Below are 26,659 nucleotides of genomic sequence, written 5' to 3' on the forward strand. Positions count from 1 at the left end.
ATGGCACCCGATTCCGATCCCGCCCTGCGGGCCTCCAGCGCCGCCGCCGTGCAGTCGCTGATGACCTGGGCTGCCGCGTACTCCCACGACGCGCTGCCCGGAACCGTCCGAGCCCGTGCGGCGCTGGTCCTCGCCGACGATCTCGGGGCGATCGTGGCCGCCGCCGGCGAGCCGCCGGTGGCGCGGATACGCGCCGTGCTGGCGCGATCCTCGGGCCGCGCCGAGGCGACGGTGTTCGCCCCCGGCAGCCCGCCCCTCGACCGGGCCTCGGCGGCAGCGGCCAACGGCCTTGCGGCGACCTGGTGCGAACTCGACGAGGGCTATCGCGGCGTGCCCTGCCACGCCGGGGCCTACATCCTGCCGGCACTGCTGGCCGAGGCCGAGGCCGAGGGGGCGAGCGTCGCGCGGGTGCTGGAGGCGCTGGCGCTGGCCTACGAGATCACCGTGCGCTGCGCCCGCGCGTTTCCGTTCGCCACCATGACGGTCCACCCGCACGCCGCCTTTGCGACGATCGGGGCGGCGGCCGGCATCGGGCTCCTGCGCGGCTTCTCCGGCAAGCTCCTCCTCGACGCGGTGTCGGCCGCCGCCAGCATGACCTTTGCCGGCCCCTACGGCCACGCGATCGAGGGTGCGCTGGTGCGCAACGCCTGGACCTCGGCGGGCGCCTGGATCGGCCTGCGCGCCGCCGACGGGGCGGAGGCCGGGATCGCCGGCCTGCCCGAGACCTTCCATGACGTCTTCGTCGGCGGCCTCGGCACGGCCTGCCTACCGGAGGCCCTGACGGACGGCCTCGGCACCGACTGGGCGATCCGTGGTGGCTACCACAAGGTCTTCGCCTGCTGCCAGTACGCCCACGGGGCGATCGAGGCCTCCCTGCGCTTGCGCGCGGAGGCTCCCGGCCGGGAGGATGAGATCGACGAGATCCTGGTCGAGACCCATCCCCGCGGCCTGACCCTCACCACCGTCGAGCCGGCGACGGTGCTGGCGGCGAAGTTCTCGATGCCGCACGCGCTCGCCGCCGCCGCGGTCACCGGGACGGGCGGGCAGGGGGCCTTCGATCAATCGACGCTGCACGAGCCGCGGATCGCGGACTTGCGCCGCCGGGTCCGGCTGGCGCCCCTGCCCGAGATCGGTCCGCCGCCGAACGACCGGCCCTCGCGGGTGACCTGGCGAATGCGCGACGGGACCGCCTTGAGCGCGCTCTGCGAGAGCGCCCGCGGCGGTGCCGATCAGCCCTTCGACACCGACACGATGCTCGCCAAGCTCGCCGAGACCAGCCGGGCGTACCCCCGGATGGCTGCCGTCCTCGAACGGATCGTGCGCAGGGCCGAGGACGACGAGCGGGATTTGCAGAGACCGTGGCGGGATTGCGTGACCGAGATGACGGGCGGGGTGGAACGGTGAGCGACGAACTCGACATCCTGGTGATCGGCGCCGGAGCCTGTGGCCTCGCGGCGGCCATCGCCGCGCACGATGCCGGAGCGAGCGTGGCGGTGATCGAGAAGCAGGAGCGGCCCGGCGGTAATTCCTCGCTCTCGACCGGCTCGGTGCCGGCGGCGGGCAGCCGGTTCCAGCGCGAGGCGGGCATCGCGGACGAGCCGGCCCGCATGGTCGCCGACCTGATGGCGATCGCCGGCGGCGAGACCGACGACCACGCCCTGGTCGAGCGCCTCGCGAGCGTCTCGGCCGAGACCGTGGAGTGGCTCGTCGACACGGTGGAGGCGAAACTCACCCTCATCACCGCCTACAAGCATATCGGGCATTCGGTGCCCCGCCTGCACGCCCCGGTCTCGCGCCGCGGCCAGGATCTCGTCGACGACCTCGTGGCGGCGGCCGAGCGGCGCGGCATCCCGATCGCGGTCGGCAACGGCGCCCGCGCGCTGATCGTCGAGGACGGAACCGTGTGCGGCGCCGTCGTCGAGGCCGCCGGCGAGACGGTCGAGATTCGGGCCGGCAAGACGATCCTCGCCCTCAACGGCTTCGCGGCGAACCCTGAGCTCGTCCGGCGCTTCTGCCCCGAGATCGCCGGGGCGGAGTATTTCGGCGCCCGCGGTTCCACCGGCGAGGCGGTTCTGTGGGGCGAGCGGATCGGCGCCGCGCTCGCCAACATGGCGGCCTACCAGGGCTACGCCGCCGTCGCCTATCCGCAGGGCAGCCTCCTGTCCTGGACCACGGTCGAGAAGGGCGGGATCATCGTCGGCGACGATGCCCGCCGGTTCGGGGACGAGAGCCTGGGCTATTCCGGCTATGCCCGGGAGGTTCTGGCCCGGGGCGGGCACGCCTACACGGTGTTCGACCAAAAAATCTTCAACGTCGCCGCCGCGGAGGAGGAGTTCATGGAGCTCTGGAACTACGGCGGCCTCAAGCGCGGCGACACCGCCGAGGAGATCGCCCGACCCTTCGGTCTCGATCCGCAAGTGCTCGCCGGGGAGATCGCGCAACGCAACGCAGCGGCGGCCGGGACCGTGCCCGACCCGCACGGACGGCGGGATTTCGGCCTCGGGCCCCTGGCGCCACCCTACTACATCGGCCGCGTCGTGCCCGGGCTGTTCCACACCCAGGGCGGGTTGCGGGTCGATGCCGACGCACGCGTGCTGCGGCAGGATGGAGCCCCGGTGCCGAACCTCTTCGCCGGCGGCGGCGCGGCGGCCGGGATCAGCGGCCGGGCCGGCGCGCTCGGCTACGCCTCCGGCAACGGGCTCCTGTCGGCGATCGCGCTCGGACGCCTCGCGGCGCTCGCCGCCGCCCGCGAACTCGCGAGCACGCCGTGACGCTCGCCCGCGACCTCGCCCGGCGCGTCCGGGCGCTCTCCCGCAACGGCCTGCCGCCGGAGGTGGCGGCCACCGCGCGCCTCCACCTCCTCGACGCGATCGGGGTCGGTCTCGCCTCGGCGGGCTCGGAGGCCGGTGCGCCCTACCGGCGCTACGCCGCAGGGCTCGGGCCGGGGAGCGCCAGCCTGATCGGGATCCCCGGCCGTGTCGCGCCGGCCGCGGCGGCCCTCGTCAACGGCGGATTGATGCACGGGCTCGAATTCGACGACACCCATACCGGCTCGATCGTCCACGGCTCGGCGGTGCTCGCTCCCGCGGCTCTCGCCGCCGCCCAGGCCGCCGGCGCCTCCGGGCCGGCGCTGAGCACGGCCTACGCGCTGGGCTGGGAGGTGCTGATCCGCATCGGCCTCGCCGCGCCCGGGGCCTTCCAGGCACGGGGCTTTCAGGTCACCTCGGTCGGGGGCGCCCTGGTGGCGGCTCTCGTCGCGGCGGAGCTCGTCGGCCTCACCGAGGACGAGGCGGTGGCGGCGATGGGGATCGGCCTCAGCGGTGCCTCCGGCGTGTTCGAGTTCCTGACCAACGGCGCCTCGGTCAAGTCGCTGCATCCCGGGCTTGCCGCCCAAGCCGGTCTGAATGCCGCCGACCTGGCGCGGGCCGGCCTTACCGGGCCGGAGACCGCCTTCGAGGGGCGCTGCGGGCTGTTTTCGGCCTTCGCCGGGGACGCGCGCCTCGCCGGGGCGTTCGCGGCCGCCCTCGACGGGCTCGGCACGGAGTGGCACCTGCCGCAGGCGGCGTTCAAGTTCCACCCCTGCTGCCACTACCTGCACCCCTTCATCGAGGCCGCCGGAATCCTGGCCGAGCGGGGCGTGAAGCCCGACGACGTCGCCGCACTGACCTGCCGGGTGCCTGCGGGCGCGGCGCCGATCATCTGCGAGCCCTGGGACGCCAAGCAGGCCCCCGCCAGCGGGCACGCGGCGCGCTGGAGCCTGCCGGTCGCGGTGGCGGCGTGCCTCGTCGAGGGCCGGGTCGATCTGGCGACCTTCGAGGCGCCGGCGAGCGCGGCGGTGCTGACGCTCGCCCGCCGCATCGCCTGGGAGCCGCTCGCCGGCGCCCGCTTCCCGCAGGTCTTCGAAGCCGAGATCGTCGCCGAGACCCGCGATGGTGCCCGGCACGAGATCCGGGTCGACGACGTCTACGGCAATGCCGGACGGCCTGCCGGCGACGACGCGGTACGGGAGAAGTTCCGCCGCAACGCCGCCCGCAGCCTCGCGCCGGACGGCGTCGCCTCCCTGGAGGCCGCCATCGACGCGCTCGCCGAGGCCCCGCGCATCGACGCCCTCACCCTGTCCCTGTCCCACTCCGTCCGGAGCGACGCATGAGCACGGAATACGACCTCCTCATCCGCGGCGGCGACGCCGTCCTGCCGGGGCGCGGGCGCACCGCGTGCGACATCGCCGTCAGCGACGGCCGGATCGCCGCGATCCTCGCCCCCGGCGCGCTGGCCTCGGCCGCGACCGCGCTCGACGCCCGCGGCCTCGTCGTCCTGCCCGGCGCCATCGACGTTCACCTCCATCTCGGCCACGGCCGCGACATCGCCCGGCCGCGCGTGCCGGCGGATGCCGCGCAGGAGAGCGCGGCGGCGGCCGTCGGCGGCATCACCTGCTTCATCCCCTACCTGATGACGAGCGACCCCTTCGCGAGCGTGCTGCCGGAGGTGATCGGGGTCACCGAGGCCGGATCGCGGATCGATTTCGGCTATCACCCGATCATCTCGACCGAGGCGCAGCTCGCCGAGGTCGAGGCCTGCGCCCGGGACCACGGCGCGCCGACCTTCAAGATCTTCATGAACAACCGGGGCGGGGAGGGCGCCCGCCTCGGCCTGCCGGACATCGACGACGGCTTCCTCCTGCGCCTGTGCGAGGCGGCGGCGCGGGCCGGCGGCATGGTCTGCCCGCACCCCGAGACGATCGAGCTCGCCTGGGTCACCCGCGAGCGCGCCAAGGCGGCGGACCCGGACGGCACCGGGGGACTGGCCACCTGGAACGCCAGCCGTCCACCCTTCGTCGAGGCCGACGCGGTGCAGCGCGCCGGCTTCATCGCCCGCACGGCCGGCGCGCCGCTCTACGTCGTGCACACCTCCTCGGGCGAAGCCCTGGCGGCGGGCCTGCGCCAGCGCGAGGCGGGCGCGCAGCTCTTCCTCGAGACCTGCCCGCACTACCTGACCCACGATATCGGCTGGGACGGGGGCGAGACCGGCGGGAGCGACACGGCCAAGATCAATCCCCCCTTGCGCGAGGCCGCCGACCGGGAAGCTCTGTGGGCCGGCATCCTGTCGGGCGCCATCGACACCGTGGCCACCGACCACGTCCATCGCGGCCTCGACGCCAAGGCCGGCGGCATCTGGTCCGCCTCGCCGGGCTGCCCCGGCCTCGAGACCCTGCTGCCGGTGCTACTGACCGAGGGCCATCACGCCCGCGGCCTCGACCTCGCCCGGGTGGTCGATCTGGTCTCGACCCGGCCGGCGCAGATCATGGGCCTCGCCCATCGAAAAGGCGCGATCGCGCCGGGCCTCGATGCGGATTTCGCCCTCGTCGACCTCGACGCCGAGTGGACCCTCACGCGCGCGGACGTTCGCTCGAGCGCCGGCTACTCGATCTACGAGGGGCGACGGTTCCGGGGGCGCGTGCTCCACACGGTCGTGCGCGGCCGGATGGTGCTGCGAGATCGTTCGCTCCAGGACGACGCCATCGGCACCGGCCGCTACGTTCCGCGACGGCTTGCCGCCGTTCGTCTCTGAAGGCCCGTCGCGTCCGTGAGATAAGGGCTCTCGCAACGCGAGAGCGGGGTGCGTGAGCCGGCACGAAGAGCGGTCAAGCAGTCCGCTCGATCGTGTGGAGGGTGATGACGCTGGCCTGCCGGAGCGGGAAGACCTCGTGGATGTCGGCGCGCCGTCCATCGCGAGCGGGTGGACGGCGGGTGCGATCGAATCCGGCTTGGCGATGCTCGACTACCTGGCGATGCTCGACCACCTGGCGATGCCGCGCCGGGTAATCTTGCTCAAATCCCGCGTGCCCGGCTCACCCGGGGCCGCACGCGGGCCTCTCCGTGTTGCAGCCTGCCGTCGTCAGATCCGCGCGCGAGCCTGCCCCGCAGCCAGATAGGCCCGCCATCCCCCGTGAGCGGAGACGTCCTCGGCGTCGCGCACGCCCTGCGGCTCGCAGAGGAATCCCTTCGGCGTGGTGCCGTCGGACAGCCGCAGGGTGCCGATGCCGAGGGGGGCGGGGATCGCCGCGACGAAGCGCCCGAAGGCCTCGGGCGTGAGAGCCCAGACCTCGGTGGCGATCGCCGTACCGGCGCCGTCGGTCACCCGAATCAGGCCGGGACGACGCGGGCCCGCGCCCGGCAGGGCGAAGAGACGGTAATCGGGCGTGGTCGCGACCGCCCGCAGGAGCCGCCCACCGAGCGCGGTCAGCTCGCCGTTGAGGGGCAAGCCGGAGAGATGCGCGCCGACCACGGCCAGCTCGATCTCGTCGTCCGCCGCCCGCGGCGTGTCCGGCACGGAGGCCTGCGGCGGCGCGACGCCGGTCGAGCCCATCGAGCAACCGCCGGCGCGGTGGAGGGCGTCGCCGAGGGAAATCAGCGCCGCGTCGCGGCCCGCCGGTGCGATCAGGGTGAGACCGGCCGGCCAGCCATCGGCGCGGGGACGGCTCGGGATCGCCAGGGCGCAGAGATCGAGCAGGTTGACGAAGTTGGTGTAGGTGCCGAGCTCGGCGTTGGGGCCGATCGGGTCGGCCTCCAGCGCCGCGACGGTCTGCGGCCGCGGGAAGGTCGGCACGCAGAGCGCATCGATGCCTTGCCAGACCGGCTCGGTGGCGCGGCGCAGTTCCGCCAGCCGGTAGCGGCCCGCGAAGGCGTCGGCGGCCGAGAAGGCGGTCGCACGTTCCGTGATGGCGCGGGTGACCGGGTGCAGCGCCTCGGGGGTCGCGGCGATGACGTCCCGGATCGCCTCCCAGCGCTCGGCCACCCACGGACCGTCGTAGAGGAGCGCGGCGGCGGCGAGGAACGGGGTCAGATCGACCGGCACCAGGGTCGCGCCGAGCGCCTCGAGATCGCCGAGGCCGGCATCGAAGGCGGCCTCCGACATCGCGTCGCCCGCAAATCGCCGGCTCTGCGCATCCGGCACGCCGATGCGCCGCGGCAGCGGCCCCGGCCGCCCGACCGGAACGACGCGCGAGAACGGGTCGGCGGCGTCGAACCCGGCAAGGGCCGAAAGGCCCTCGAAAGCGTCCGCCGCGGTCAGCGCGAAGATCGACACGCAATCGAGGGTGCGGCAGGCCGGCACCACGCCGCGCGTGGAGAGCGCCCCGAGCGTGGGCTTGAGCCCGACGATGTTGTTGAGCCCCGCCGGCACCCGGCCGGAGCCGGCGGTGTCGGTGCCGAGCGCCAGCGGCACCAGCCCCGCCGCCACCGCGACCGCGGAGCCCGAGGACGATCCGCCGGGCACGAGCGCCGGGTCGAGGGTGTTGCGCGGCACGCCGTAGGGCGAGCGCATGCCGACGAGGCCGGTGGCGAACTGGTCGAGATTGGTCTTGCCGATGATCAGCGCCCCGGCCTGCCGGAGCCGCGTCACCACCCCGGCGTCCTGCGCCGCGGGCCGCGCGTAGTCCGGGCAGGCGCAGGTCGTGGGGAGGCCCGCGACGTCGATGTTGTCCTTGACGGCGACCGGGATGCCGTGGAGCGGGCCCGCCGGCAGGTCCCGGGCCTCTGCCGCCACCTCGGCCTCCGGCCGCAGGGTGAGGAAGACCGCCGGATCGGCGAGCGCCGCGATGCGCCGGTAGACCTCGCGCACGGCCTCCATCGGCGTGAGGGCTCCCGAGGCGTAGGCCTCGCGGTACTGGGCGACGGTGAGGGGAAACTCGCTCACGCCGACACCTCGTCGATCAGGCTCACATGCGCCGCGACCACCCGCCAGCCCTCGGGGAGCCGGGCCCAGGACTGCATCTGGCGCCCGACCTTGCCGGGATGCGCCTCGCGCCAGAACAGGGTCGAGGCGGTGGCGAAGTCGCGCCCGAAGGTGGTGATGACCGTCTCGTCGATGCGCCGCTCGACCCCGACCGGCGAACGCGCCCGCCGAAACGCCCGGATCGCGTCCATGCCGTAGAGGTTCTCTCCGATGCCGTACCGGATGGTGCGGGGATCGTCCCAGAACAGAGCCTCGAGGGTCGGCACGTCGTTGGTGACGAGAGCGGTTTCGTACGCGGCGAAGGCCGCCTCGACCTCGGCTTTGACGTCGGGGATGTCGATATCCATGGAGTTTCCTCACGCAGTTTTCGAGTGGGCCGATCATGGCCTGGACGAGAAGTCGCGGGATCCCCTCTCCAGGCGATGCCGGGCTTGCCAGAGATCCTTGCCCGGTATCGCTGCAAGGTGCGGGAGAGGGGTAGGGGCGATCGAAGATCGCGCGAGGGTGCTACGGTTCTGAGTCTGGCACGAAGCGTCGAGCTATCAGCACGACGTTGAGTGCTTGAATAAGGACCGTGTCACCCTCACCCCCGACCCCTCTCCCACACGGGAGAGGGGGGACGTGCTCGACTTCGAGAGGTCGGAGTTGTTCGAGGGGTCGGTGCTGTTGCGAGGCACGCGGCCTCACCCCGCCACCGGCGCCGCCGCCACCCCCGCCGCCTCGATCGCCCCGGCGACCCGCAAGGCCAGGTCCTCCCGCCACGGTGCCGCGATCACCTGCACGGCGAGGGGCAATCCACCTCCGACCCGCACCGGCACCGCGACGACCGGCAGGCCGATGAACGAGATCGGCTGGGTGAACACGCCGATATTGGGCCGCGCGGGGACGGTGACGCCGTCGAGCTCCATCGTCGCCTGGCCGATCCGGAGCGCCCGGCACGGCGTGCAGGGGGCGAGGATCACGTCGACGTCGTCGAAGAGCGCCAGCACCCGCTCCCGGTACCAGCTGCGGAAGCGCTGGGCCCGGTGGACCCAGGCGGCGGGGATCGTCGTGCCGGCGATCAGCCGGTCGCGCACCGCCGGGTCGTAGTCGCCCGGCCGCTCCCGCAGGCGGTCGAGATGCAGACCGGCGGCTTCCGCCGCCGTGATGATGAAGGCGGCGGCCCGAGCGCGGGCCGCTTCCGGGATCTCGACGGTGCGGGAGGCGCCCGAAGCCTCGGCGGCGAGCCTCACCGCCGTGAAGCAATCCGCCTCGCCGCCGCGGGCGAAGTATCCGCCGGCGACCGCGATCCGCAAGGACGTGGCGCCCTGCGCCAGCGCGTCCGCGACGGGCTCGATCGCGCGCGGCGCCTGCCAGGGATCGTCGGGATCGGTGCCCTGCATCGCGTCGTAGGACAGCGCCAGGTCGGCGACCGAGCGCGCGAGCGGTCCCAGATGGTCGAAGCTCCCGACGAACGGAAAGGAGCCCGCCCGCGACAGCCGGCCGAAGGTGGGCTTGAGCCCGAAGGTGCCGCAGAAGGCCGAAGGCACCCGGATCGACCCGTTGGTGTCCGAACCGAGCGCGAGAGGCACCATGCCGGCCGCCACCGCTCCGCCGGACCCGCCCGACGACCCGCCGGTCATCCGCGTGCGGTCGTGCGGGTTGCGCGAGGGGCCGTCATGGGCGTTCTCGCCGGTGAAGTCGTAGGCGTATTCCCCCATGTTGAGGGCGCCGACCAGCACCGCGCCGGCCGCCTCGAGCCGCCGGACCAGGGCGCCGTCGCGGGTGGCCGGCGCCCGCTCGCGGTTGATCATGGAGCCGGCGCGGGTCGGCAGGCCGGCGACGTCGAACAGGTTCTTGACCGCGAAGGGCACGCCGGCGAGCGGCCCCACGCTCCGGCCGGCGGCCCGCTCGGCATCGATCGCCGCGGCCCGGGCACGGGCGCGCTCCGCCGTCACGTCCGTGAAGGCGTTGAGGTCCGGGTCGAGGGCGGCGATCCGCGTCAGAGCCGTCTCGACGGCGGAAGCGGCGGTGAGCCGGCCCGCCGCCACGGCTGCGGCGATCCCGGAAGCGGTATCGGGCGCGCTCATGCTGCCACCTCTCATGCCCGGAAGACCGGCGCCGGCTCGACGGTGTCGTCGAGGGGGAAGTCGAGCAGGAGTGCGGCGGCTGCCGCCGTCGCCTGGACGGCGGCCGTCACCGTCCCGCGCCACTCGGGCGCCATCGGGATGCCGACGAGCGGCATCATCGCGTCGACGATCGCGCCGGCGGATTCGTCGTCGAGCGGCAGGGGACGGGAGGGGGCGGGAAGCGAAGATGGTGTCGTCATGGGCGGGCCTCGGGGATCGGTTGATGCTGTGACGTGAAGTGTTCGAGGGTCTGTCATTCCCACCCACCACCTCAGGATGAGGTCGTTGTCGGGAAACGTAGGAACGACGATGAGCGGCCTCCTCACACCGGCGGCCTTGGAATCGCCGCGAGCAGCGCGCGGGTGTACTCGGCTTGCGGCGCCTCCAGCACCGCCTCGGTCGGGCCCTCCTCGACGATGCGCCCGGAGCGCATCACGATCACCCGGTCGCAGAGCATCCGCACCACCTGGAGGTCGTGGCTGACGAAGAGGTAGCTCATGCCGAGCGCCTGCTTGAGGTCTGCGAGAAGGTTCAGCACCACCGCCTGCACCGAGACGTCGAGGGCCGCGGTCGGCTCGTCGAGGATGACGAGGTCGGGGGCGGGGGCGATGGCCCGGGCGATGCCGACCCGCGCCTTCTGGCCGCCGGAAAGCTGGTGCGGGAAACGGTCGAGCAGCTCGACCGGCAGGCCGACGAGCCGGGCCAGTTCCTCGCACCGCGCCCGGATCGCGGCGGCGCCGGTCACGGTGCGAAAGCGCAGGAGCGGGTCGGCGATGGCGCGCGCCGCGGTCCAGCGCGGGTTGAGCGATTCGGTCGGGTCCTGGAAGACCATCTGAATCTTCGGTCGTAACGGATGCGTGGCGAAGCGCGCCGCCGGCACCCGGCCGATCTCCTCGCCGGAAAACACGATCGAGCCCTCGGTCGGGTCGAGGAGGCGCATCACCATCGTCGAGGTGGTGGACTTGCCGCAGCCCGATTCGCCGACGAGGCCGACGCTCTCGCCGCGGGCGACCGTGAAGTTCAGGGAATCGACCGCCCGGAACGGCGCCTCCGCCGCCTTGCGCGCCAGCAGGGGCTTGGGCTTCGGATAGGCCTTCACCAGCCCGGAGACCGCCAGCAGCGGCGCCCCCGCGGCCTCGGCATGCACCACAGGTGCGGCCGGCGCGCCCTCGGGCAGGAGGTCGCGCAAGGCGACACCCGGGCGCGGCGTCGCCTGCATCAGCTTGCGGGTATAGGCGTGGGCGGGCGCCCGGAAGATCGTCGCGGCGGGTGCCGTCTCGACGACCCGGCCCTGCTCCATCACCACGATCCGGTCGCAATAGGTCGCGGCCAGCCCGAGATCGTGGGTGATGAGCACGGTCGCCATGCCGCGCTCCCGGGTCAGGTCGGTGACGAGGTCCATCACCGCCTTCTGGGTCGTCACGTCGAGGCCGGTGGTCGGCTCGTCGGCGATGAGGAGCTGCGGCCGGCACGCGAGCGCGAGCGCGATCACCACCCGCTGGCACATGCCGCCGGACAATTCGAACGGGTAGGCGTGGTAGCGCTCGGCCGCCCGGGCGATCTTCACCTGTTCGAGCGCCGCGATGGCTTTCGCCTTGGCATCGCCCGAGCCGGCCTCGGCGTGCTGGCGCAGCACGTCCTCGATCTGGTGGCCGACCTTGCGGATCGGGTTGAGCGCGGCACGGGGATTCTGGAAGATCATCGAGATCTCCCGCCCGCGCAGGTCGCGCATCTGGCGCTCGGTCGCGGCGCGCAGGTCGATGCCCGAGAAGCCGACCTCGCCGCCGGCGATGCGGCCGGCCCGGTCGAGGATCCGCATCACCGCGTAGGAGGTGACCGACTTGCCCGAGCCGGATTCACCGACGATGCCGACGGTCTCACCCTTGGCGACCGAGACGTCGACCTGGCGCACCGCCTGGACCGGCCCGCGGCGGGTGGCGAACTCGACCGTGAGGTCGCGGATGGCAAGCAGCGGGAGCGCGGTCATGTCCGCCTCTGGGGGTCGACGATGTCGCGAAGGCCGTCGCCGATGAGGTTGAAGCAGAACACCGCGAGCATCAGGGCGAGGCCCGGAAAGAGCGCGATCCACCACTCGCCCGAGACGATGAAGCCGGCGCCCTCCGCCACCATGATCCCCCATTCCGGGGTCGGCGGGCGCACGCCGAGCCCGATGAAGGAGAGGCCCGCCGCGTTCAGGATCGCGTAGCCCATGGTGAGCGACATCTGCACCATCATCAGCGGCAGGATGTTGGGCAGGATCGCGGTGAGAACGATGCGCAGGTCGGTATTGCCGGTGAGCCGCGCCGCCATCACGAAGCCGGCATTGCGCCGCTGCGCGGCCTCGGCCCGGGCCAGCCGCGCGTAGAGCGGGAAGTTGATGATGGCGGTGGCGAGCACGATGTTGCCGACCGTGTTGCCGAGCGCCGCCACGATCCCCATGGCGAGGACGAAGAGCGGGAAGGCCATGATGGTGTCGGCGAGCCGTCCCACGATCCGGTCGGTCCAGCCGCCGAAGAACCCGGCCATGATCCCGGCGAGCCCGCCTGCGACGAAGACGAGCGCCACCGAGAAGACCGCGATGGCGAGGTCGAGCCGGGCGGCCACCACCACCCGCGAGAGGATGTCGCGCCCGAGCTGGTCGGTGCCGAAGGGGTGCGCCAGCGACGGGGCCCGGAGCGCCGAGCCTGTGTCGGAGGCGAGCGGATCGTAGGGCACCAGCGACGGCCCGAGCACCGCGCAGGCGACGAGGCCGAGGAGCAGCGCGACGGCAAAGCCCGTGACCGGGTTGCCGGCGACGACGGTGCCGGCATGCGCCAGCGTCGCCGAGACTCCGCTGCGGGGACGGGCGGGGGTGAGGGCGGGCGAGCCGGTGGCGCTCATGCGGCCCCCCGGACGCGCGGGTCGATCAGCCCGTAGGCGAGGTCGATCATCAGGTTCAGCACCGTGTAGAGCAGCGCCATCGCCAGGACGAAGCCCTGGACCGGGGCGAAGTCGGAGGCGATCAGCGCCTCGACCGCGTAGGAGCCGACGCCCGGCCAGGCAAAGACCTTCTCGACCAGCACGTTGGCACCGAGCAGGAAGGAGAAGACCATGCCCAACGTCGTGACCACCGGCAGAAGGGCGTTGCGGAGCGCATAGGTGACGACGACCCGGCGGCGCGACAGGCCGGCGGCCCGGGCGGTGCGCACGAAATCGGCGGCGAGCACCGCCAGCATCGCCGCCCGGGTGATGCGGGCGATGGGGGCGAGGGCAAAGATCGCCAGCGTCAGGCCCGGCAGGGCGATCTGGCTGAGCGCCGCCCGGAAGGTCTCGGCATCGCCGGCCGCGAGGCTGTCGATGAGGAAGAACCCGGTGCGCGTCGGCGGCGGTGAGGCGAAGGCGTCGAGGCGACCCAAAGGCGCCGGGGCCCAGCCGAGGACGAAGTAGAAGACGTAGACCAGGAGGAGGCCGGTGAAGAACACCGGCAGCGACACACCCGCCGTCGCCACCACCCGGCAGGCATGATCGACGAGCGAGCCCTGTTTGAGCGCCGCCGCGACGCCGAGCGGGATCGCCACGAGCAGCGAGAGGACGAGGCCGACCAGGGTCAGCTCGGCCGACGCCGGCAGCCGGCTGCCGAGATCCGTCGTCACCGGCTGGCCGGTGGTGAGCGAGCGCCCGAGATCGCCCCGGGCGAGGTCGGCGACGTAGCGGGCGAACTGCTCGGGCAGCGACCGGTCGAGGCCGAGCTCGGTGCGGATCTGCGCGATGGCCTGCGGGGTGGCGGCGGGGCCGGCGAAATAGGCCGCGGTGTCGCCGGGCAACACCCGGGTCAGCAGGAACGACACCACGACGACTCCGGCGAGGGCCGGAAGGGTGGTCAAGAGGCGGTCGAGGAGCGTGCGCAGCATCGTGTGGCCCTCCTGGGTGTGGGTGTCGCGGGTCTTGCGAAAATACGAGGCGCGGGTCTTGAACCCTCCCCCCTCTGCGGGGGAGGGTGCCCCGCGGCGAGTGCGAAGCACTCGTGCGCGGGGTGGGAGAGGGGCAGCGCGACGCTGGTCCAGGGCGCGCCCTTCAGAACGGTTCAGTCTTTTCCGGAAGCGGCGTCCCCTCTCCCGGCCCCCTCCGGGGGCCACCCTCCCCCGCAGAGGGGGGAGGGGGAAATCCGCGCCTCTTCTTTCCCAGGACAGTTCAGACAAAGAGAAAGGGGCAGCGACGCGCCCTACGACGCCGTCCCCTTGGTCAGATACCGAAAGTCCGGCTCGCGGCAGGGCTGGAACTGGTAGCCGTTGATCGTCCGCTGCATCGCGACGTCATGGGTCGGCTGGGCGATCGGCACCATCGGCACCTCGCGCTCGGCGAGCGACACGAAGTCGATCACGCTCCGCTGATAGATCGCCGGATCCTCGGTGAAGCGGGCGGTGTCGATGAGCTTGTCCAGAGCCGGGTTCTGGTACGAGGCGATGTTGAAGATCGAGTTCGCCCCGTGCAGGGTCCAGAACAGGTAATAGTCGGGGTAGTCGAGCCAGCCGGCGAAGCGGTTCAGCACCATCGGGTTGGTTTTTTTCGAGATCTCACCCCGAAAATTCGCGCCCGGAATTTTTCCGATCTCGACGGTGATGCCGATCCCGGCGAGCGCCTCCTTGATCAGCACCGCCATCGGCTCGGCCACCGTGGCGTTGCCGGCATCGAACAGCAGCGTCGTCGTGAGACCGCCGGGGGCTGCCGCCTGGACCAGGGCCTTGGCCTTCGCCGGATCGGTCCGGTAGGGGAAGGGTTGCGGCCAGGCGACGCGCGGCGTCTCCGGCCCGCCCGACATGTCGAGGCCGCGGCCGAACAGGGAGGCCTGGAGGATCTTCTCGTAGGGCAGCACCCAGGCGACCGCCTGGCGCAGGCGCACATCGGTGAACGGCCCGACCGCGGTGTTGAGATAGACCGACCAGACCCCGTTCGGGATCGGCACGCCGACGACCTTGATCTTGCCGGCGTCGATCAGGTCCTTGAAGTCCTTCGGCGGCAGCCCGTACGAGATGTCGGCGTCGCCCTTCTCGATCAGCGCCCGGCGGGTCGAGGGCGAGGCGATGTCGCGGGCGATGACCCGGCGCAGCTGCGGCAGCTTGCCGGACGCCCAGGCATCGTTGCGGGCATAGATCGTCTCGACGCCGGGCTTCCAGCTCTCGACCCGGTAGGCGCCGGACCCCGCGACGTTGTTCTTGAGCCAGTCCTTGGCCCAGGGGTCGCCGCCGCCATTGGCTTTCGCCAGTTCCGCATCGATCACGAAGGGAATCGTGACCGCGAGATTCGACATCGTCATCTTGTCCTTGCGGACGAAGTCGATGCGGAACGTCTTGTCGTCGAGGGCGACGAACTGCTCGGGCTTCTCCAGCGAGCCGGCATTCATCTGCGTGGTGGCGAAGCCCCCGATCGAGACCGCCCGGTCGAGCGACCACTTCACGTCCTTGGCGGTGACCGGCCGGCCGGAATGGAACTTGGCGTCGCGAAGCTTGAAGGTGCAGCTCATCCCGTCGGAGGCGACCTGCCAGCTCTCGGCCAGTTCGCCCTCCATCTCGCCCATCGTCACGGCGTTGCCGCCGCCGCCCGGGATCGGCACCGGCTTGAAGCGCAGCAACCGGTCGTAGCAGTTCAGCGCCACCCCGTTCACCGGCTGCGAGGCGCCGATGCCCTGCATGTCGAGGGAGTTCGGCCCGTATTCCTGCACCAGGAGCAGGGTCTCGTTGCGGGTCGGGTTCTGAGCTTGCGCGCCCGACCGCGCCACGAACGGCGCGGCCAGACCGGCGGCGAGGGCGGTGCGACGGGTGATCATGCGGCCCGAACCTTGTCTGGCGAGAGGAGGCGAGCGCCCGCGACCGGCGGCGAACCGCGGCGAGGCACGGACCGGACCAGGCCCAGTCCCAAAAATTGCATGCAACGCGATTAGACTGCATGCATTCGTCGCATCTTGCACGCATGTAGTTTGAGCGTAGACGCCGCAATTTCGGGCAGGCCAGCCGCGTGACGATGCGGCAGGGTCGGGCCGTTCGGGGGGGCGAGATGGACGAGCGGTCGGGCGAGAGGTCGGGACGCACGCAGACCGAGCGGCTGGCGGGCGCGATCGCCGAGGCGATCGTCACCGGGGTGCTCGCACCGGGCAGCCGTCTCGACGAGCAGGCTCTGGCGGATCAGTACGGGGTGTCGCGCACGCCGGTGCGCGAGGCCCTGCGCCAGCTCGGCACCTCGGGCCTCGTCGAGGTGCGGCCGCGCCGCGGCGCGGTGGTGGCGGAGGTCACGGCGGGCAAGCTCGCCGAACTCTTCGTCGCGATGGCGGAGATCGAGGCAACCTGCGCCCGGCTCGCCGCTCAGTCGATGAGCCCGCTCGAGCGCCGCCGCCTCGACGCCCTGCACGAATCCATGGCCGATCTCGCCCGGGCCGGCGACCCGGAGGCCTATGCGCGGGCCAACACCGCCTTTCACGGATCGATCTATGCCGGCGCCCACAACGCCGTGCTGGCCGACTTCGCGCTCTCCTTGCGACGGCGCCTCCAGCCCTATCGCGAGGTGCAGTTCCGCGTGACGGGACGCCTCGCGCGGTCGCACATGGAGCACGGCACGGTGGTCGCCGCGATCCTCGACGGTCGCGCGGCCGAGGCCCATGCCGCCATGCTGCGGCACGTCACGCTGGTGGAGAGCTCGGTCGAGGGGCTTCTGGCGCGGGAGCGGGTCGAGGAGATCCCTGCCGCAGGCCCGATCATCGGGAACACGCGCGATGGAACCCGGCGTCGACCGTGAATCTCCCGGGATCCGAGCCTCGCCCTCTCCGGCCGTATGCCCGCCATCCGGACGGCGAGGAGGAGCCGTCTCCCCATCAGCCCGACCCGACGCGTCGCCACTGATGCGATGCGAGCAGGAGCCCGAGATCGGGCGTTCCCGGCGATACCGGGGTCACCCGCCCAAGCGGGCAAGGCTGGCCTCCAGTTCCGGCGAGAGGGGAAGATTCAGGCTCCGGCCCGTGAAGGGATTCGGGCTCAGGAACCACGCATTGTAGATCGCCCTCCAGCGACCATTCGCGGCGGTGGCCTCCAGCGCCGCGTTCACGTCCCGGGCGAACGCCTCATCGCCCAACGGCAGCATGATGCCGTACGCTTCTGCGGCACGGAGCGTGTCGTCGGACATGACGAGGTCATCCGACTTGCCCCAGTTCGCCATCACCCCGGCCAGCAGCACGTCGTCCATCACGTAGGCGGCGGCGCGCTCGGTCTTGACGGCCGCGAAGGCCTCGACATCCTCCCGGCAGAGCAGGATCGCGATGTTGAGCTTGCGCTGTCTGTTGGCCGCGTTCAGCTCGCCGGTCTCGCTGGTGCCGGCCAGCGAGGCCACGGTCCGCCCGGCGAGATCGGCAAAGGTCCTGTAGCCGTTGCGCCGCAGCGCCACGAAGCGCGTCGCGGTGAAGAAGATCGGTCTGCTGAAGCCGACCTGCCGCTGGCGTTCCGCCGTGATGGTGGTCGCGGCGCATTCCATGTCCATGCGCCCCTCGCGCATCATCACGAAGCGGGCCGCCATGGGAATCGGCACGAAGTCGATATCGAGCCGATCGACGCCGAGCGTCTGGCGGAGGTTGTCCACCACGTGCCGGCAGAGATCGATCACGTAACCCGCAGGCTTGCCGTCCAGCATGTCCGAGTACGGGGGATACCCGGTCCGGAAGCCGATCGTGATCCGCTTGGTGGCCGCGATCTTCTGCAGCACGGACGGTCGGTCGTCGGCCATCGAGGGTCCGACGCGGCCAACCGCCACCGCCATCGCCAGCATCAGCGAGAGCCGCAGCCCGCGCGCGACCCGCCCTCGCACGCCTCGCATCGCCCCGCGCTCCATGGTCGTCGCCCTCGTCATGTCCCCGCTCGGCCGATCCTCAGCGGACTTGCGTCGGCGGGCCAACGCTTCGCCCGCTCAAGTCATTGTTTTGTCGACGATTTTCGGCGCCGGCCGGTCACCGCTTCGGCGAAATCCGCTCAGGCCGCTTGCGCCGCTCCGTCGCCCTCCGCCGGCATCGTCATGCCCGGCCGGTACCGCGCGAAGCGCCCGCGCCCGGCTTTCTTGGCGACGTAGAGGGCGAGATCGGCCCGCTCGAGGAGAACGCTGCGCTCCACGCCGTCTTCCGGTGCGCCGGCGATCCCGATGCTCACGCCGATGCTCACCGGTGCGCCGCCATGGGCCAGGGGACGCGCCAACGACGCCACGATGGCGTGGGCGAGGCGCTCGGCCCGCGGGACGCCGTCATTCCCGTCCACACGCTGCAGCAGCGCGAATTCGTCTCCCCCCAGCCGGGCCACCACGTCGTCGGGCGCCAGGAGCGGTGCGATGCGCCGGCCCACCTCGACCAGCACCGCATCGCCCGCCGCATGCCCCAGGGTGTCGTTCACCGCCTTGAAGCGATCGAGGTCCAGCAGCATCAGGTTGTAGGCAGCGAGACCGGCGGTCGTCCGTTCCAGCGCCGCATCCAGCAAGGCGGTGAAGCGGGCCCGATTGGGAAGCCCGGTCAGGCTGTCGTGATGGGCGCGATGCTCCATCGCGGCCGCATGCTCGCCGATCCGGCGCAGCCGGCCCCGCTCCACCACCGCGCAGCGCAGCGTCTCGATGGCGACGGCGAGCCGTCCCAGCTCGTCGGTCCGCTCCTGGAACGGGATCCGGACGCCCGTGTCGTTGCCGGCCAGGGCGGTCAGGACGCCGGTCAGGGCCGGGATCGGCCGGAACGCGCGGCGCAGGGCGATCGCGACCACCAGCGCCGAGGCAGCCAAGGTCACCAGCATCAGCAGCGTCAGCATCCACAGCGCCTGGTTGCGGGCCGCCAGCAGCACCTCGGCCGAACCGACGCTGGCCACCAGCCCTCCCATCAGCTGCCCGGTCTTGGACAGGATCGGCATGAAGCCGGCGAAATGGGTCTTGGATCCGGCCTCGATCCAGCCGGTGAACAGGCGCCTGGGGGTTTGGTTCGCGCTGCCGGGAAAGGCGAAGCGCAAGCCCGACCCCTGGCCCTGGCTGTCGCTGAGGCTGACGAGCCGGCCGGCCTCGTCCGCCGTCACCAGCCACACGTCCTGCCCCGTCTGCGCCGAGGCGAGGGCGAGCACGTCCGCCGGCATGAAGCCGGTGGTCACGACCGACTGATCGTCTCCCACCGGCCGGCCGGCTTCGATCCAGTCCACGCGCCCGTCGCGATCGACGTGAACCGACACGAAGGTGTAGATGCCGCGCAACGTCGTGCTGGCCACCTGCGCGTAGAGACCCGCATCGTGTTCCCATTGCCGGGACTGGCCCCGGACCATGATGAACAGCGCCGTACCCGCCCCCAGGGCGTAAGCCAGCATGACGGAGGCCAGCACGAAGATCGTGATCCTGCCCAGCAGGGATCGCGTCCAGGCCAGGCCTCGTGCAGCGATGTGACGGCTCAAGAGCGGCAAGGCGAGCATCCTCCGCCGTCAGTGTTGTCCGGCAAGTGCTTACCGCCGCCTAAAAGCGTTGGTCGATCCTCCGGGATTGCCAGCTTTTTCTTACATCGACAGCGCAGCCGTGACGGATTCGCGAAAAATGGGAATATTGCAATATTGCCACGCCGATGATCCGGCCGCTTCTGCGATCGATCTTGCCTCCTTGCGTCGGGATGCCGCCGTGATCCTGTCCGCCATCACCGCCGAGCCGAAGGAACAGTCGAAGGGCGATATCGAGTGTCGCTCGGTCGCGGCATCGCGGATCGTTCGGGCGATGTCGTGATACCGGGACGCCTCGCCGGATTGGTGCCCGCAGCAGACAGCTGGATCCGGCCGTCCTCCCGACCTGGCCTGCCTCGGGCGCCGTCTGCGACCGGGGCAGCCCGTCATCGGGCGCCGGTGCCGGGAGGTGAGCGGCACCGGTCCCGGCACGTCGAATGTCAGTCGACGCTCGTCCAGTTTCGAAGCAGAGCGGCTTCGTAGATCGCCCGGACGTCGCCGTAGGTCGCCTCCCGGGGATTGTTCACCAGGAGGCGCGTCTGCTTCATGGCGTCCTGCGCCAACCGGTCGAGATCGCCGGCCGTGATCCCGACTTCGGCGAGGGAGGCCGGTACCCCGCAATCCCGGCAGAGGCGCTCGAGGGCCGCGAGAAACCGCTCGGCCGCCTCGTCCTCGGCGAGACCGGCGGCCGCGGGATCGAGGAGCGGGGCGAGCTCGGCATAGAGGCTCCGGGCCTCGGGCAGGTTGAAGCGGACGACGCCGGTGAGCACGAGGGCGTTCGACAATCCGTGCGGCACGTGGAAGAGCGCGCCGATGGGGTAGGCGAGAGCATGGACGGCCGCGACCGGCGCGTTCGCGAACGCCATGCCGGCGAGCATCGAGCCGAGCAGCATGTTCGCCCGGGCGTCGAGATCGCGGCCGTCGCGGCACGCCGTCCGGATGCTCCCGGCCAGGAGTGCCAGGGCCTGTCGGGCAAGCTGGTCCGACAACGGGTTCTTGCGGTGGCGGCTGGTATAGGCCTCGATGGCATGCACCATCGCGTCGATGCCGGTCGCCGCGGTCACGGCCGGCGGCAGGCCGAGCGTCAGCTCGGGATCGAGGACGGCCCAGTCGGGCAGGAGGCGGGGCGAGACGACCCCCTTCTTCTCGGTCGACGGGGTGGTGACGATCGCGATCGGCGTCACCTCCGATCCGGTCCCGGCGGTCGTCGGCACGAGGACGAGCGGCAGCCGGGCCCGCGTCGCGAGCCCGACCCCGTAGAGGGCCTCCAGGGGCTCGTCGTTCGGGACCAGATACGCCACGAGCTTGGCGGTATCGAGGGCCGAGCCGCCGCCGATCGCGAGCACCAGTTCCACGCCGGCGTCCCGCGCCCGCGCGACCGCCGCCTCGACGACCTGCGAGGGCGGATCGGCGGCGACGTCCTCGAAGACGGTGAGCGCGAGGCCGGCCTCGGCGAGGCCGGCCTCCGCGTCGCGCGTGAGCCCGGCACCCCGCACGCCCCGGTCGGTCACGAGCATCACCCGGGACGCGCCGAGGCCGGAGACGATCGACGCGAGCTTGCGGACGGCTCCGGGCTCGAACAGGACGTTCGGGGTCGTCTGGAAGGTGAACGGGGTCATCCTGTGGTCCTCATGTCGATGGCCGCCGGCCGGGCGTCGCGCGAGCGCGGGCCCGGATGGCCTCAGGCGGGCCTGCGGGCGGCGGCGGCCACAGGACCCTCGTCGGGTTCCGCGCTGACCGCCTCGAGCGCCATGCCCTTCGTCTCGACGCCGAGCACGGCGACGACGACGCCCTGGACGAACAGCCCGGCCGAGATCAGCCCGAGCACGGCGCCGATCCCGCCCCTGGTGTAGAGGAACGCGATCAGGAACGGGATACCGATATTGGCGAGCCGCCCGGTCGTGCTGCACAGGCCGACGCCGCGCAGCCGGATCTCGGTCGGGAAGAGTTCGGGCACGTAGGCGGCGATGCTCAGGGCGCCGAGGATGAACACGCAGGCGACGAGGCAGAAGCCGAGCGCCATCACCAGGATCGGATCCGACGCCTGCGGGTAGGCCAGCCCGATGGCGAGCGCCACGAAGGAGAACAGGACGATCCCGCGCTTGCGCCCGATGCTCTCGGCCATCAGGCAGCCGAGGAAGGCGCCGAGGGGGGCCCCCAGCGTCATCACGGCGGTGAAGCCCAGGGAGCGCGTCACCGTCAGCCCCTGCGCCAGGAAGAAGGTCGGCATCCAGGTGATGAAGCCGTGGGTGATGAGGTTGTTGACGACGTTGATGACGATGCCGGTGATCGTACGGACGAGGAGCTGGCCCCGGAACAGGGTCGCGAGGGAGACCTCCGCGACCGCCGCGGGGGCGGTGCGCTGGACGGGAGCAGGGGGCACGGAATCGGCTCCGTAGGCCTCTTCCTCGATCCGGCGCGTGATCGCCTCGGCCTCGGCGTGGCGGCCCTTCGCCTCGAGCCAGCGGGGCGATTCCGGCATGTTCTTGCGCATCAGCCAGACGATGCCGGCGCCGATCCCCGCGATGGCGAACATCCAGCGCCAGCCGAGATACGGGATGATCAGGAACCCGCCGAAGGTCGCGACGAACAGGGCCGAGTTCGTGAACACCGCGAGCAGGGCCGCGTAGCGGCCGCGGATCGCCGGGGGCATGAATTCCGACAGGGTGCCGTAGCCGACGACGATCTCGGCCCCGAGGCCGAGCCCCATGACGAACCGGAAGGCGGTGAGCCAGACGATGTCGGGGGCGAAGGCCGCGGCCAGCGACGCGATTCCGAAGACCGCGAGGTTGAACTGGTAGGTGAAGCGCCGCCCGTAGCGGTCGCCCAGGACTCCGGCGAGCCAGGCGCCGACGGTCATGCCGGCGAAGGTCGCCGAGATGAACCAGGCGTTGCGGTCGACGTCCGACAGTCCCTCGCGCACCAGGGCGCCGAGGACGCCGGCCGCGAGGTAGATGTCGAAGCCGTCGAAGAACATGCCGGCTCCGACGAGGAACAGCATGCGGGTGTGGAACTTGCCGCGCGGCAACCGGTCGAGCCGGTGGCCGATGGATGACCTCGTCATGGGCGTCTCCTCCTCGCCGCAGCGCCGCATCGGCGCAGGGTCGTTGGTGTCGTCCCGCGCCGCTCGGGCGCAGATCTTCGCAGGCGGGGTCTCGCAGGCGGGTCCTCAGGCCGGACCCGCGTCCTCGCACGGGAGGCGGACGGCGAAGCCGCCTTCGTCTTCCGCGATGCGGACCGCGTGGGGCGCCATGAAGCGGCTCCAGGAGCCGCCCTCCGTCCGCGCCACCTCGGCGAGGACGCGTCGCCGAGCCCGCGTCGCCGCGGCGGGATCGAGGCCCGTTGGCTTCGGGCGCCGGATGCTCGGCGATTCGGCGAGGCGGCGCCGGATGACGATGCCGACGAGGCGCAGGACGCCGCCAGGCAGGACCGGAAGCCCGCCCCGACGCGGGTCCTCCGGGCGGGCCTCCGGCCTCAGGGGGCCGGGCGGGCCTCCGGCCTCAGGGGACCGGGCGGTCGATCGGAATCTCGACGTCGAGGAGCGGCGCGTGCTGCTGGGCGCCGTAGACGTCGGTGTCGCCGATGTCGCCGGCCGGCACGAGGCGCGGCAGGGTGGCCTTGAAAGCCGCGGCGGTGTCGTAGGGCGTGAACAGCACGTCCTCCTCGGGCACGCCGTAGAGGCGCGCGAAGAGGGCCGCGTTGAGCACCCCCGTCGCCTTCACCTCCCGGTAGACCGCATGGTCCTCGAACAGGACATCGATCGTGACCAGGAAGGGGCCGGCGTTCTTGCTCTTGCAGATCTGGGCGATATCGCGGATGCGCGGCATGGCTATCCTCTCACCGTCTCGTATTCGATCGGGAACATCTCGTAGGGATCGTTCGGCGCGACGACATGGAAGACGCTGAAGCGGTACATCGGGCCAAGCTCGATGTCGGACGGGCTGAACGGGAAGGCCATGTTGCCCTCCTTGCAGAGGCGCCCGGGGAAGTCGGCGTGCAGCATCGAGGTGCGGGCCATCGCCACGACGGCGTTGGCGATGTCCTGGGTCTTGGCCACGATCTCGACCACGAAGCCGAGCTCGTGCGAGGTGATCGCTCTCTGCGGCTCCCAGGCGGCCATCACGCCGTCCTTGCCGTAGGTCCGCACCACCATCGTGTAGTCCGACGGTGGCACCCCGAAGGAAGCGGCCTTGGCGGCGACCTTGTCGCGATGGGTGGCGAGGTAGCCCTCGATCTGCCCGATGAGCACGGGATCGCGGGTGCCGCAGATCGTGATCGCCCGGTAGCCGACGCGCTCCACGCCCTCGAGCTTCACCGTGTAGGTCGGGGCCGGCGTCCAGGTCATGCCGCCGACCCGGACCGCCCGGTCGCTCACCGCCTCGAAGGTGCAGGCGCTGGTGTCGAGGAGGCCGCCGGGCTCGGTATGGTGGATCGGGCTCGCATTCTCGTGCAGGGCGAAGTTCGCCACGGCGAGCGGGGTCGAGCGGCGGATCGGGTTCGGCGGCTCGCAGACGATGTGGTCGTCGCGCACGCGCAGGAAGATGTTGTCCGGCTCCTTCGGCACGGTCGGCTCCGCGCCGCATTCGAGCATCTTGCCGGCGTACCAGGCCGGGGCCGGCGGGATGCCGGCCCGCATCGCCGGGGCGGCCCATTGCGCGGGATCGCTCGAGCGGCCGGCGAGGATCACCTGCGCGCCCTCGTCCAGCGCACGGGCGAAGGGCTCGGGGCCCATCATGCCGACGATGCGCTCGGCCCGCGCGACGGTCGCCGGGTCGAGGGGCGGCATCTTGCCGAGGGGCCGGACCTTCTCCCCGGCGATGCGGTCGAGCAGCCAGTCCTTGGGCTGCTCGGAATGGATGAGGGCCATCTTGAACGACAGGCCCTCCTCCCGGGCGATCTCGCGCACCAGGGCGGCCGTGTCCTGGAGGTGGGGCTCGCCGCCGGCACCCCCCGAAGTGCCGATGATGCACGGGATTCGCGCCGCGACCGCCGCGAGCAGCATCAGGCGCAGGTCGCGCTTCACCGACAGGCGCGAGGTGAAGGACTTGCCCGCACCGAGATAGTAGGGACCGGGATCGGTGCTGCCGCCATCGCAACCGATGACGTGCGGCTCCCAGGTCATGCCGATCTTGAGCGATTCCTCGGCGAAGCCGTAGCCGAGGATGCCGCTGGTCGAGAGCATCCGGAATTCGTTCACGAGGCGCTCCTGGACTTATGCGATGCGGGGCAGGGCCGAAATCGTCTTGGCGGATTCAAATCGTCTTGGCCGAATCATCGTGACGCGGCGCGCGCGGCGTCCTCGGCGAAGCGGCCGAAGCGGCCGTCGAGATAGAGGAGGGGGGGCCGCGTCGGGTCGGTCGCGGCCGACAGGACGCGGCCGATGAAGACCGAATGGGTGCCGTAGCGGTGCTCGGCCTCGAGGACGCAGTCGAAGCTCGCCAGGGCCTCGGCGAGGATCGGCGCGCCGCCCGGCGCCTGGGTGCAGGCCAGCCCCTCGAAGCGGTCCTCGCCCTTGAGGCCGTCCCGGCCCGCGAACCGCCCGGCGACGTCGAGGTCGGCCTCGGACAGGATGTTGACGGCAAAGCGCCCGGTTCGGCGGATCACCGGATGCGCGCTGGCCGAGCCGTTCACGCAGACGAGCAGCGTCGGCGGCGCGTCGGTGAGCGAGCAGAAAGCCGTCGCGGTGAGCCCGGTGCGGTCCCCCGGCTCGCCGCAGGTGATGACCGCGACGGCCCCGGGCACGGTGCGCATGCAGCGGCGGAACTCCGCGGGGTCGACGAGCGGCGTGCCCTCGAACCGGTTCGGCTTGAGCAGTGCATTCACGACGGACGGCCCTCCTTGCGCCAGTCGCCGGCGAGGGGACGCTCGAGCCCGAGATTCTCCCTGAGCGTCGTGCCGGCGTAGTCCTTGTGGTAGAGGCCGCGCCGCTGCAGTTCGGGCACGACGTAGCGGGTGAAGTCCTCGAAGGCGCCCGGCGTGTGGGTGGCGGCGAGCACGAAGCCGTCGCAGGCGCCGCCCTCGAACCACTCCTCCATCTGGTCGGCGACGGATTTCGCCGTGCCGCAGAAGATCGGGAACTCGCCGATCGTGCCGCGGCCCGAGAAGTGGACGAAGTCGCGGACCGTCGGGTTCGGCTTGCCGCTGAGCGTCACGACGCGGTCGCGAAAGCCGCTCCAGGACAGCCGCGTCAGGTCCTCGTCGGTGAACTCGGAATCCGGGTCCTTGGAGGCGAAGTCGAAGTTCAGCGCCTCGGAGAGCAGCACCACCGCGTCGACGGGCTTGGCGAGCGCCCGCAGGTACTCGCGCTGCTCCTCCGCGGCGGCCTGGCTGTCGCCGACGACGACGTAGCAGGCCGGGCACACGCTGACGCTGTCGGGATTCCGTCCCGCCGCCGCGACCGCGCCCTTGAGGTCCCGGTACTGCTTCTGACCGGCGGCGAGGTTGGGGTAGACGACGAAGATCAATTCGCCCCAGCGGCCCGCGAAGGAGCGCCCGCGACCGCTCTGCCCGGCCTGGATCAGGACCGGATGCCCCTGCGGCGAGCGCGGCACCGGCAGGGGGCCCTTGGCCGAGAAGTACCGCCCCTCGTGGCGCAGGGCGTGGACCTTGGCCGGATCGGCGAAGCGGCCGCTCTCCTTGTCGACCAAGAGAGCGCCGTCCTCCCAGCTGTCCCAGAGGCCGAGCACGACCTCCATGAACTCGTCGGCGCGGTCGTAGCGCAGGTCGTGCGGCAGGTGCTCGGTGCGGCCGAAATTCGCGGCCTCCGAATTGTTGAGCGAGGTCACGACGTTCCAGGCCGCCCGGCCCTTGCTCATCAGGTCGAGGGTGCCGAACAGGCGCGCGACGTGGAACGGCTCGTAATAGGTCGTGGAATAGGTGACGCCGACGCCGAGCCGGGTCGTGACCGCGGCCATCATCGTGAGGATGCAGGACGGGTCCATCTTGACGACGCGCACCCCGTTGGCGACAGCGTCCCGGTAGTCGTCGGCGTAGATGTCCGGCATGGCCAGCCGGTCGTCGAAGAAGGTGAGGTGGAACTTGCCCTCCTCCATGACCCGGGCCAGGCGCTGGAAGTACTCCGGGGTCGTGAAGTCCGCGGCGCTGCCCGGATGCCGCCAGGAGCCTGGCGCGATCGAGCAGTTCTGCGCTTGCATGAATCCGACCATCTTGATCTGGCGCTTGTCGCTCACCCGGCGCACTCCCTGTTCGTTGCGACGTCGCCGACCCGTTCCGCCGTGGTGGGACAGGTCCGCATTTGCGCAAACGTTTGCTCAACTCTCGACAAGAGCTAACGCCCTAATTCGGGAACGTCAACGTCGACGATCAGATTTCGCTGGCAATTGCGCGGGTTTTGTTGTT

The 26,659-nt window shown here is 71.6% G+C and carries 22 protein-coding genes; 6 read left to right on the plus strand and 16 right to left on the minus strand.

Going from position 1 to position 26,659, the window contains the following annotated elements; genetic code table 11:
* The 4 genes from miv_RS11880 to miv_RS11895 are packed head-to-tail and all read left to right on the plus strand — an operon-like array spanning position 1 to position 5,568.
* Positions 1-1,404, plus strand: a complete 1,404-nt coding sequence (locus tag miv_RS11880) for an MmgE/PrpD family protein (RefSeq protein WP_207182950.1) — start codon at positions 1-3, stop codon at positions 1,402-1,404.
* Positions 1,401-2,771 (plus strand): FAD-dependent oxidoreductase, encoded by a 1,371-nt coding sequence (locus miv_RS11885; RefSeq protein WP_207182951.1) that lies wholly within the window; start codon positions 1,401-1,403, stop codon positions 2,769-2,771. The genes miv_RS11880 and miv_RS11885 overlap by 4 nt, the downstream gene beginning before the upstream one ends.
* Positions 2,768-4,150: an MmgE/PrpD family protein gene (locus miv_RS11890; protein ID WP_207182952.1), complete on the plus strand. Its 1,383-nt coding sequence runs from the start codon at positions 2,768-2,770 to the stop codon at positions 4,148-4,150. The genes miv_RS11885 and miv_RS11890 overlap by 4 nt, the downstream gene beginning before the upstream one ends.
* Positions 4,147-5,568, plus strand: a complete 1,422-nt coding sequence (locus tag miv_RS11895; protein ID WP_207182953.1) for a dihydroorotase — start codon at positions 4,147-4,149, stop codon at positions 5,566-5,568. The genes miv_RS11890 and miv_RS11895 overlap by 4 nt, the downstream gene beginning before the upstream one ends.
* Positions 5,569-5,895: 327 nt before the next feature.
* Here the strand turns inward: miv_RS11895 and atzF are convergent, their stop codons facing one another.
* The 8 genes from atzF to miv_RS11935 form a co-directional block, all read right to left on the minus strand.
* Entirely contained in the window at positions 5,896-7,695 is a 1,800-nt protein-coding gene (atzF, locus tag miv_RS11900) for an allophanate hydrolase (RefSeq protein WP_207182954.1), read from the minus strand.
* Positions 7,692-8,081, minus strand: a complete 390-nt coding sequence (gene hpxZ, locus miv_RS11905; protein WP_048428095.1) for an oxalurate catabolism protein HpxZ — start codon at positions 8,079-8,081, stop codon at positions 7,692-7,694. Before hpxZ ends, atzF begins: the two co-directional genes overlap by 4 nt.
* Before the next feature lie 336 nt (positions 8,082-8,417).
* Complete coding sequence (locus miv_RS11910) at positions 8,418-9,803, minus strand: AtzE family amidohydrolase (protein WP_207182955.1); 1,386 nt, start codon at positions 9,801-9,803, stop codon at positions 8,418-8,420.
* Between the two features lie 11 nt (positions 9,804-9,814).
* The gene (locus tag miv_RS11915; protein WP_058619530.1) at positions 9,815-10,042 is read right to left on the minus strand and encodes an AtzG-like protein; all 228 of its coding nucleotides are present in this window, start codon (positions 10,040-10,042) and stop codon (positions 9,815-9,817) included.
* 122 nt (positions 10,043-10,164) lie between these two features.
* Positions 10,165-11,829, minus strand: coding sequence for a dipeptide ABC transporter ATP-binding protein (locus tag miv_RS11920; RefSeq protein WP_207182956.1), 1,665 nt, complete (start codon positions 11,827-11,829; stop codon positions 10,165-10,167).
* Complete coding sequence (locus miv_RS11925; protein WP_207182957.1) at positions 11,826-12,722, minus strand: ABC transporter permease; 897 nt, start codon at positions 12,720-12,722, stop codon at positions 11,826-11,828. The genes miv_RS11920 and miv_RS11925 overlap by 4 nt, the downstream gene beginning before the upstream one ends.
* Positions 12,719-13,732 (minus strand): ABC transporter permease, encoded by a 1,014-nt coding sequence (locus miv_RS11930; protein WP_207182958.1) that lies wholly within the window; start codon positions 13,730-13,732, stop codon positions 12,719-12,721. Before miv_RS11930 ends, miv_RS11925 begins: the two co-directional genes overlap by 4 nt.
* Positions 13,733-14,043: 311 nt before the next feature.
* The gene (locus miv_RS11935; RefSeq protein WP_207182959.1) at positions 14,044-15,645 is read right to left on the minus strand and encodes an ABC transporter substrate-binding protein; all 1,602 of its coding nucleotides are present in this window, start codon (positions 15,643-15,645) and stop codon (positions 14,044-14,046) included.
* A gap of 227 nt (positions 15,646-15,872) precedes the next feature.
* Here miv_RS11935 and miv_RS11940 point away from each other — a divergent pair, with 227 nt between their 5' ends.
* Positions 15,873-16,607: a GntR family transcriptional regulator gene (locus miv_RS11940; protein WP_082711402.1), complete on the plus strand. Its 735-nt coding sequence runs from the start codon at positions 15,873-15,875 to the stop codon at positions 16,605-16,607.
* A gap of 153 nt (positions 16,608-16,760) precedes the next feature.
* Here miv_RS11940 and miv_RS11945 read toward each other — a convergent pair whose 3' ends face one another.
* Both miv_RS11945 and miv_RS11950 read right to left on the minus strand, forming a co-directional pair.
* On the minus strand, positions 16,761-17,690 hold the full coding sequence (locus miv_RS11945; protein ID WP_207182960.1) for an amino acid ABC transporter substrate-binding protein: 930 nt from the start codon (positions 17,688-17,690) through the stop codon (positions 16,761-16,763).
* A gap of 137 nt (positions 17,691-17,827) precedes the next feature.
* Entirely contained in the window at positions 17,828-19,195 is a 1,368-nt protein-coding gene (locus miv_RS11950) for a GGDEF domain-containing protein (RefSeq protein ID WP_207182961.1), read from the minus strand.
* 187 nt (positions 19,196-19,382) lie between these two features.
* On the opposite strand from miv_RS11950, the gene miv_RS11955 reads away from it, so the two are divergent.
* Positions 19,383-19,583: a hypothetical protein gene (locus miv_RS11955; RefSeq protein ID WP_207182962.1), complete on the plus strand. Its 201-nt coding sequence runs from the start codon at positions 19,383-19,385 to the stop codon at positions 19,581-19,583.
* 157 nt (positions 19,584-19,740) lie between these two features.
* Here the strand turns inward: miv_RS11955 and miv_RS11960 are convergent, their stop codons facing one another.
* The 6 genes from miv_RS11960 to miv_RS11985 all read right to left on the minus strand — a co-directional run bounded on the left by miv_RS11960 (position 19,741) and on the right by miv_RS11985 (position 26,466).
* Positions 19,741-20,919 carry an iron-containing alcohol dehydrogenase gene (locus miv_RS11960; protein ID WP_207182963.1) on the minus strand — a complete coding sequence of 393 codons (1,179 nt, stop codon included), beginning with the start codon at positions 20,917-20,919 and terminating at the stop codon, positions 19,741-19,743.
* Between the two features lie 62 nt (positions 20,920-20,981).
* The gene (locus miv_RS11965; protein WP_048429457.1) at positions 20,982-22,364 is read right to left on the minus strand and encodes an MFS transporter; all 1,383 of its coding nucleotides are present in this window, start codon (positions 22,362-22,364) and stop codon (positions 20,982-20,984) included.
* Between the two features lie 436 nt (positions 22,365-22,800).
* Positions 22,801-23,127: a DUF4387 domain-containing protein gene (locus miv_RS11970; RefSeq protein ID WP_207182964.1), complete on the minus strand. Its 327-nt coding sequence runs from the start codon at positions 23,125-23,127 to the stop codon at positions 22,801-22,803.
* Between the two features lie 2 nt (positions 23,128-23,129).
* Entirely contained in the window at positions 23,130-24,497 is a 1,368-nt protein-coding gene (locus miv_RS11975) for an acyclic terpene utilization AtuA family protein (RefSeq protein ID WP_207182965.1), read from the minus strand.
* A gap of 74 nt (positions 24,498-24,571) precedes the next feature.
* Positions 24,572-25,123 (minus strand): flavin reductase family protein, encoded by a 552-nt coding sequence (locus miv_RS11980; protein ID WP_207182966.1) that lies wholly within the window; start codon positions 25,121-25,123, stop codon positions 24,572-24,574.
* A complete protein-coding gene (locus tag miv_RS11985) occupies positions 25,120-26,466 on the minus strand; it encodes an LLM class flavin-dependent oxidoreductase (protein ID WP_207183468.1) in 1,347 nt (448 codons plus the stop codon). The genes miv_RS11980 and miv_RS11985 overlap by 4 nt, the downstream gene beginning before the upstream one ends.
* Between the last annotated feature and the right edge of the window lie 193 nt (positions 26,467-26,659).

Origin of the sequence: Methylobacterium indicum (genome assembly GCF_017347565.1) — a bacterium.
In the GTDB taxonomy this organism is placed as follows: Bacteria; Pseudomonadota; Alphaproteobacteria; order Rhizobiales; family Beijerinckiaceae; genus Methylobacterium; species Methylobacterium indicum.

What these genes read in the sequence shown, in the direction of transcription:
- miv_RS11935 (WP_207182959.1), bottom strand. Translation starts at nt 15,645, where the DNA reads ATGATCACCCGTCGCACCGCCCTCGCCGCCGGTCTGGCCGCGCCGTTC.
- miv_RS11965 (WP_048429457.1), bottom strand. Translation starts at nt 22,364, where the DNA reads ATGACGAGGTCATCCATCGGCCACCGGCTCGACCGGTTGCCGCGCGGC.
- miv_RS11915 (WP_058619530.1), bottom strand. Translation starts at nt 10,042, where the DNA reads ATGACGACACCATCTTCGCTTCCCGCCCCCTCCCGTCCCCTGCCGCTC.
- miv_RS11925 (WP_207182957.1), bottom strand. Translation starts at nt 12,722, where the DNA reads ATGAGCGCCACCGGCTCGCCCGCCCTCACCCCCGCCCGTCCCCGCAGC.
- miv_RS11880 (WP_207182950.1), top strand. Translation starts at nt 1, where the DNA reads ATGGCACCCGATTCCGATCCCGCCCTGCGGGCCTCCAGCGCCGCCGCC.
- hpxZ (WP_048428095.1), bottom strand. Translation starts at nt 8,081, where the DNA reads ATGGATATCGACATCCCCGACGTCAAAGCCGAGGTCGAGGCGGCCTTC.
- miv_RS11940 (WP_082711402.1), top strand. Translation starts at nt 15,873, where the DNA reads ATGGACGAGCGGTCGGGCGAGAGGTCGGGACGCACGCAGACCGAGCGG.
- miv_RS11895 (WP_207182953.1), top strand. Translation starts at nt 4,147, where the DNA reads ATGAGCACGGAATACGACCTCCTCATCCGCGGCGGCGACGCCGTCCTG.
- miv_RS11910 (WP_207182955.1), bottom strand. Translation starts at nt 9,803, where the DNA reads ATGAGCGCGCCCGATACCGCTTCCGGGATCGCCGCAGCCGTGGCGGCG.
- miv_RS11945 (WP_207182960.1), bottom strand. Translation starts at nt 17,690, where the DNA reads ATGGAGCGCGGGGCGATGCGAGGCGTGCGAGGGCGGGTCGCGCGCGGG.
- miv_RS11970 (WP_207182964.1), bottom strand. Translation starts at nt 23,127, where the DNA reads ATGCCGCGCATCCGCGATATCGCCCAGATCTGCAAGAGCAAGAACGCC.
- miv_RS11960 (WP_207182963.1), bottom strand. Translation starts at nt 20,919, where the DNA reads ATGACCCCGTTCACCTTCCAGACGACCCCGAACGTCCTGTTCGAGCCC.
- miv_RS11985 (WP_207183468.1), bottom strand. Translation starts at nt 26,466, where the DNA reads ATGGTCGGATTCATGCAAGCGCAGAACTGCTCGATCGCGCCAGGCTCC.
- miv_RS11930 (WP_207182958.1), bottom strand. Translation starts at nt 13,732, where the DNA reads ATGCTGCGCACGCTCCTCGACCGCCTCTTGACCACCCTTCCGGCCCTC.
- miv_RS11920 (WP_207182956.1), bottom strand. Translation starts at nt 11,829, where the DNA reads ATGACCGCGCTCCCGCTGCTTGCCATCCGCGACCTCACGGTCGAGTTC.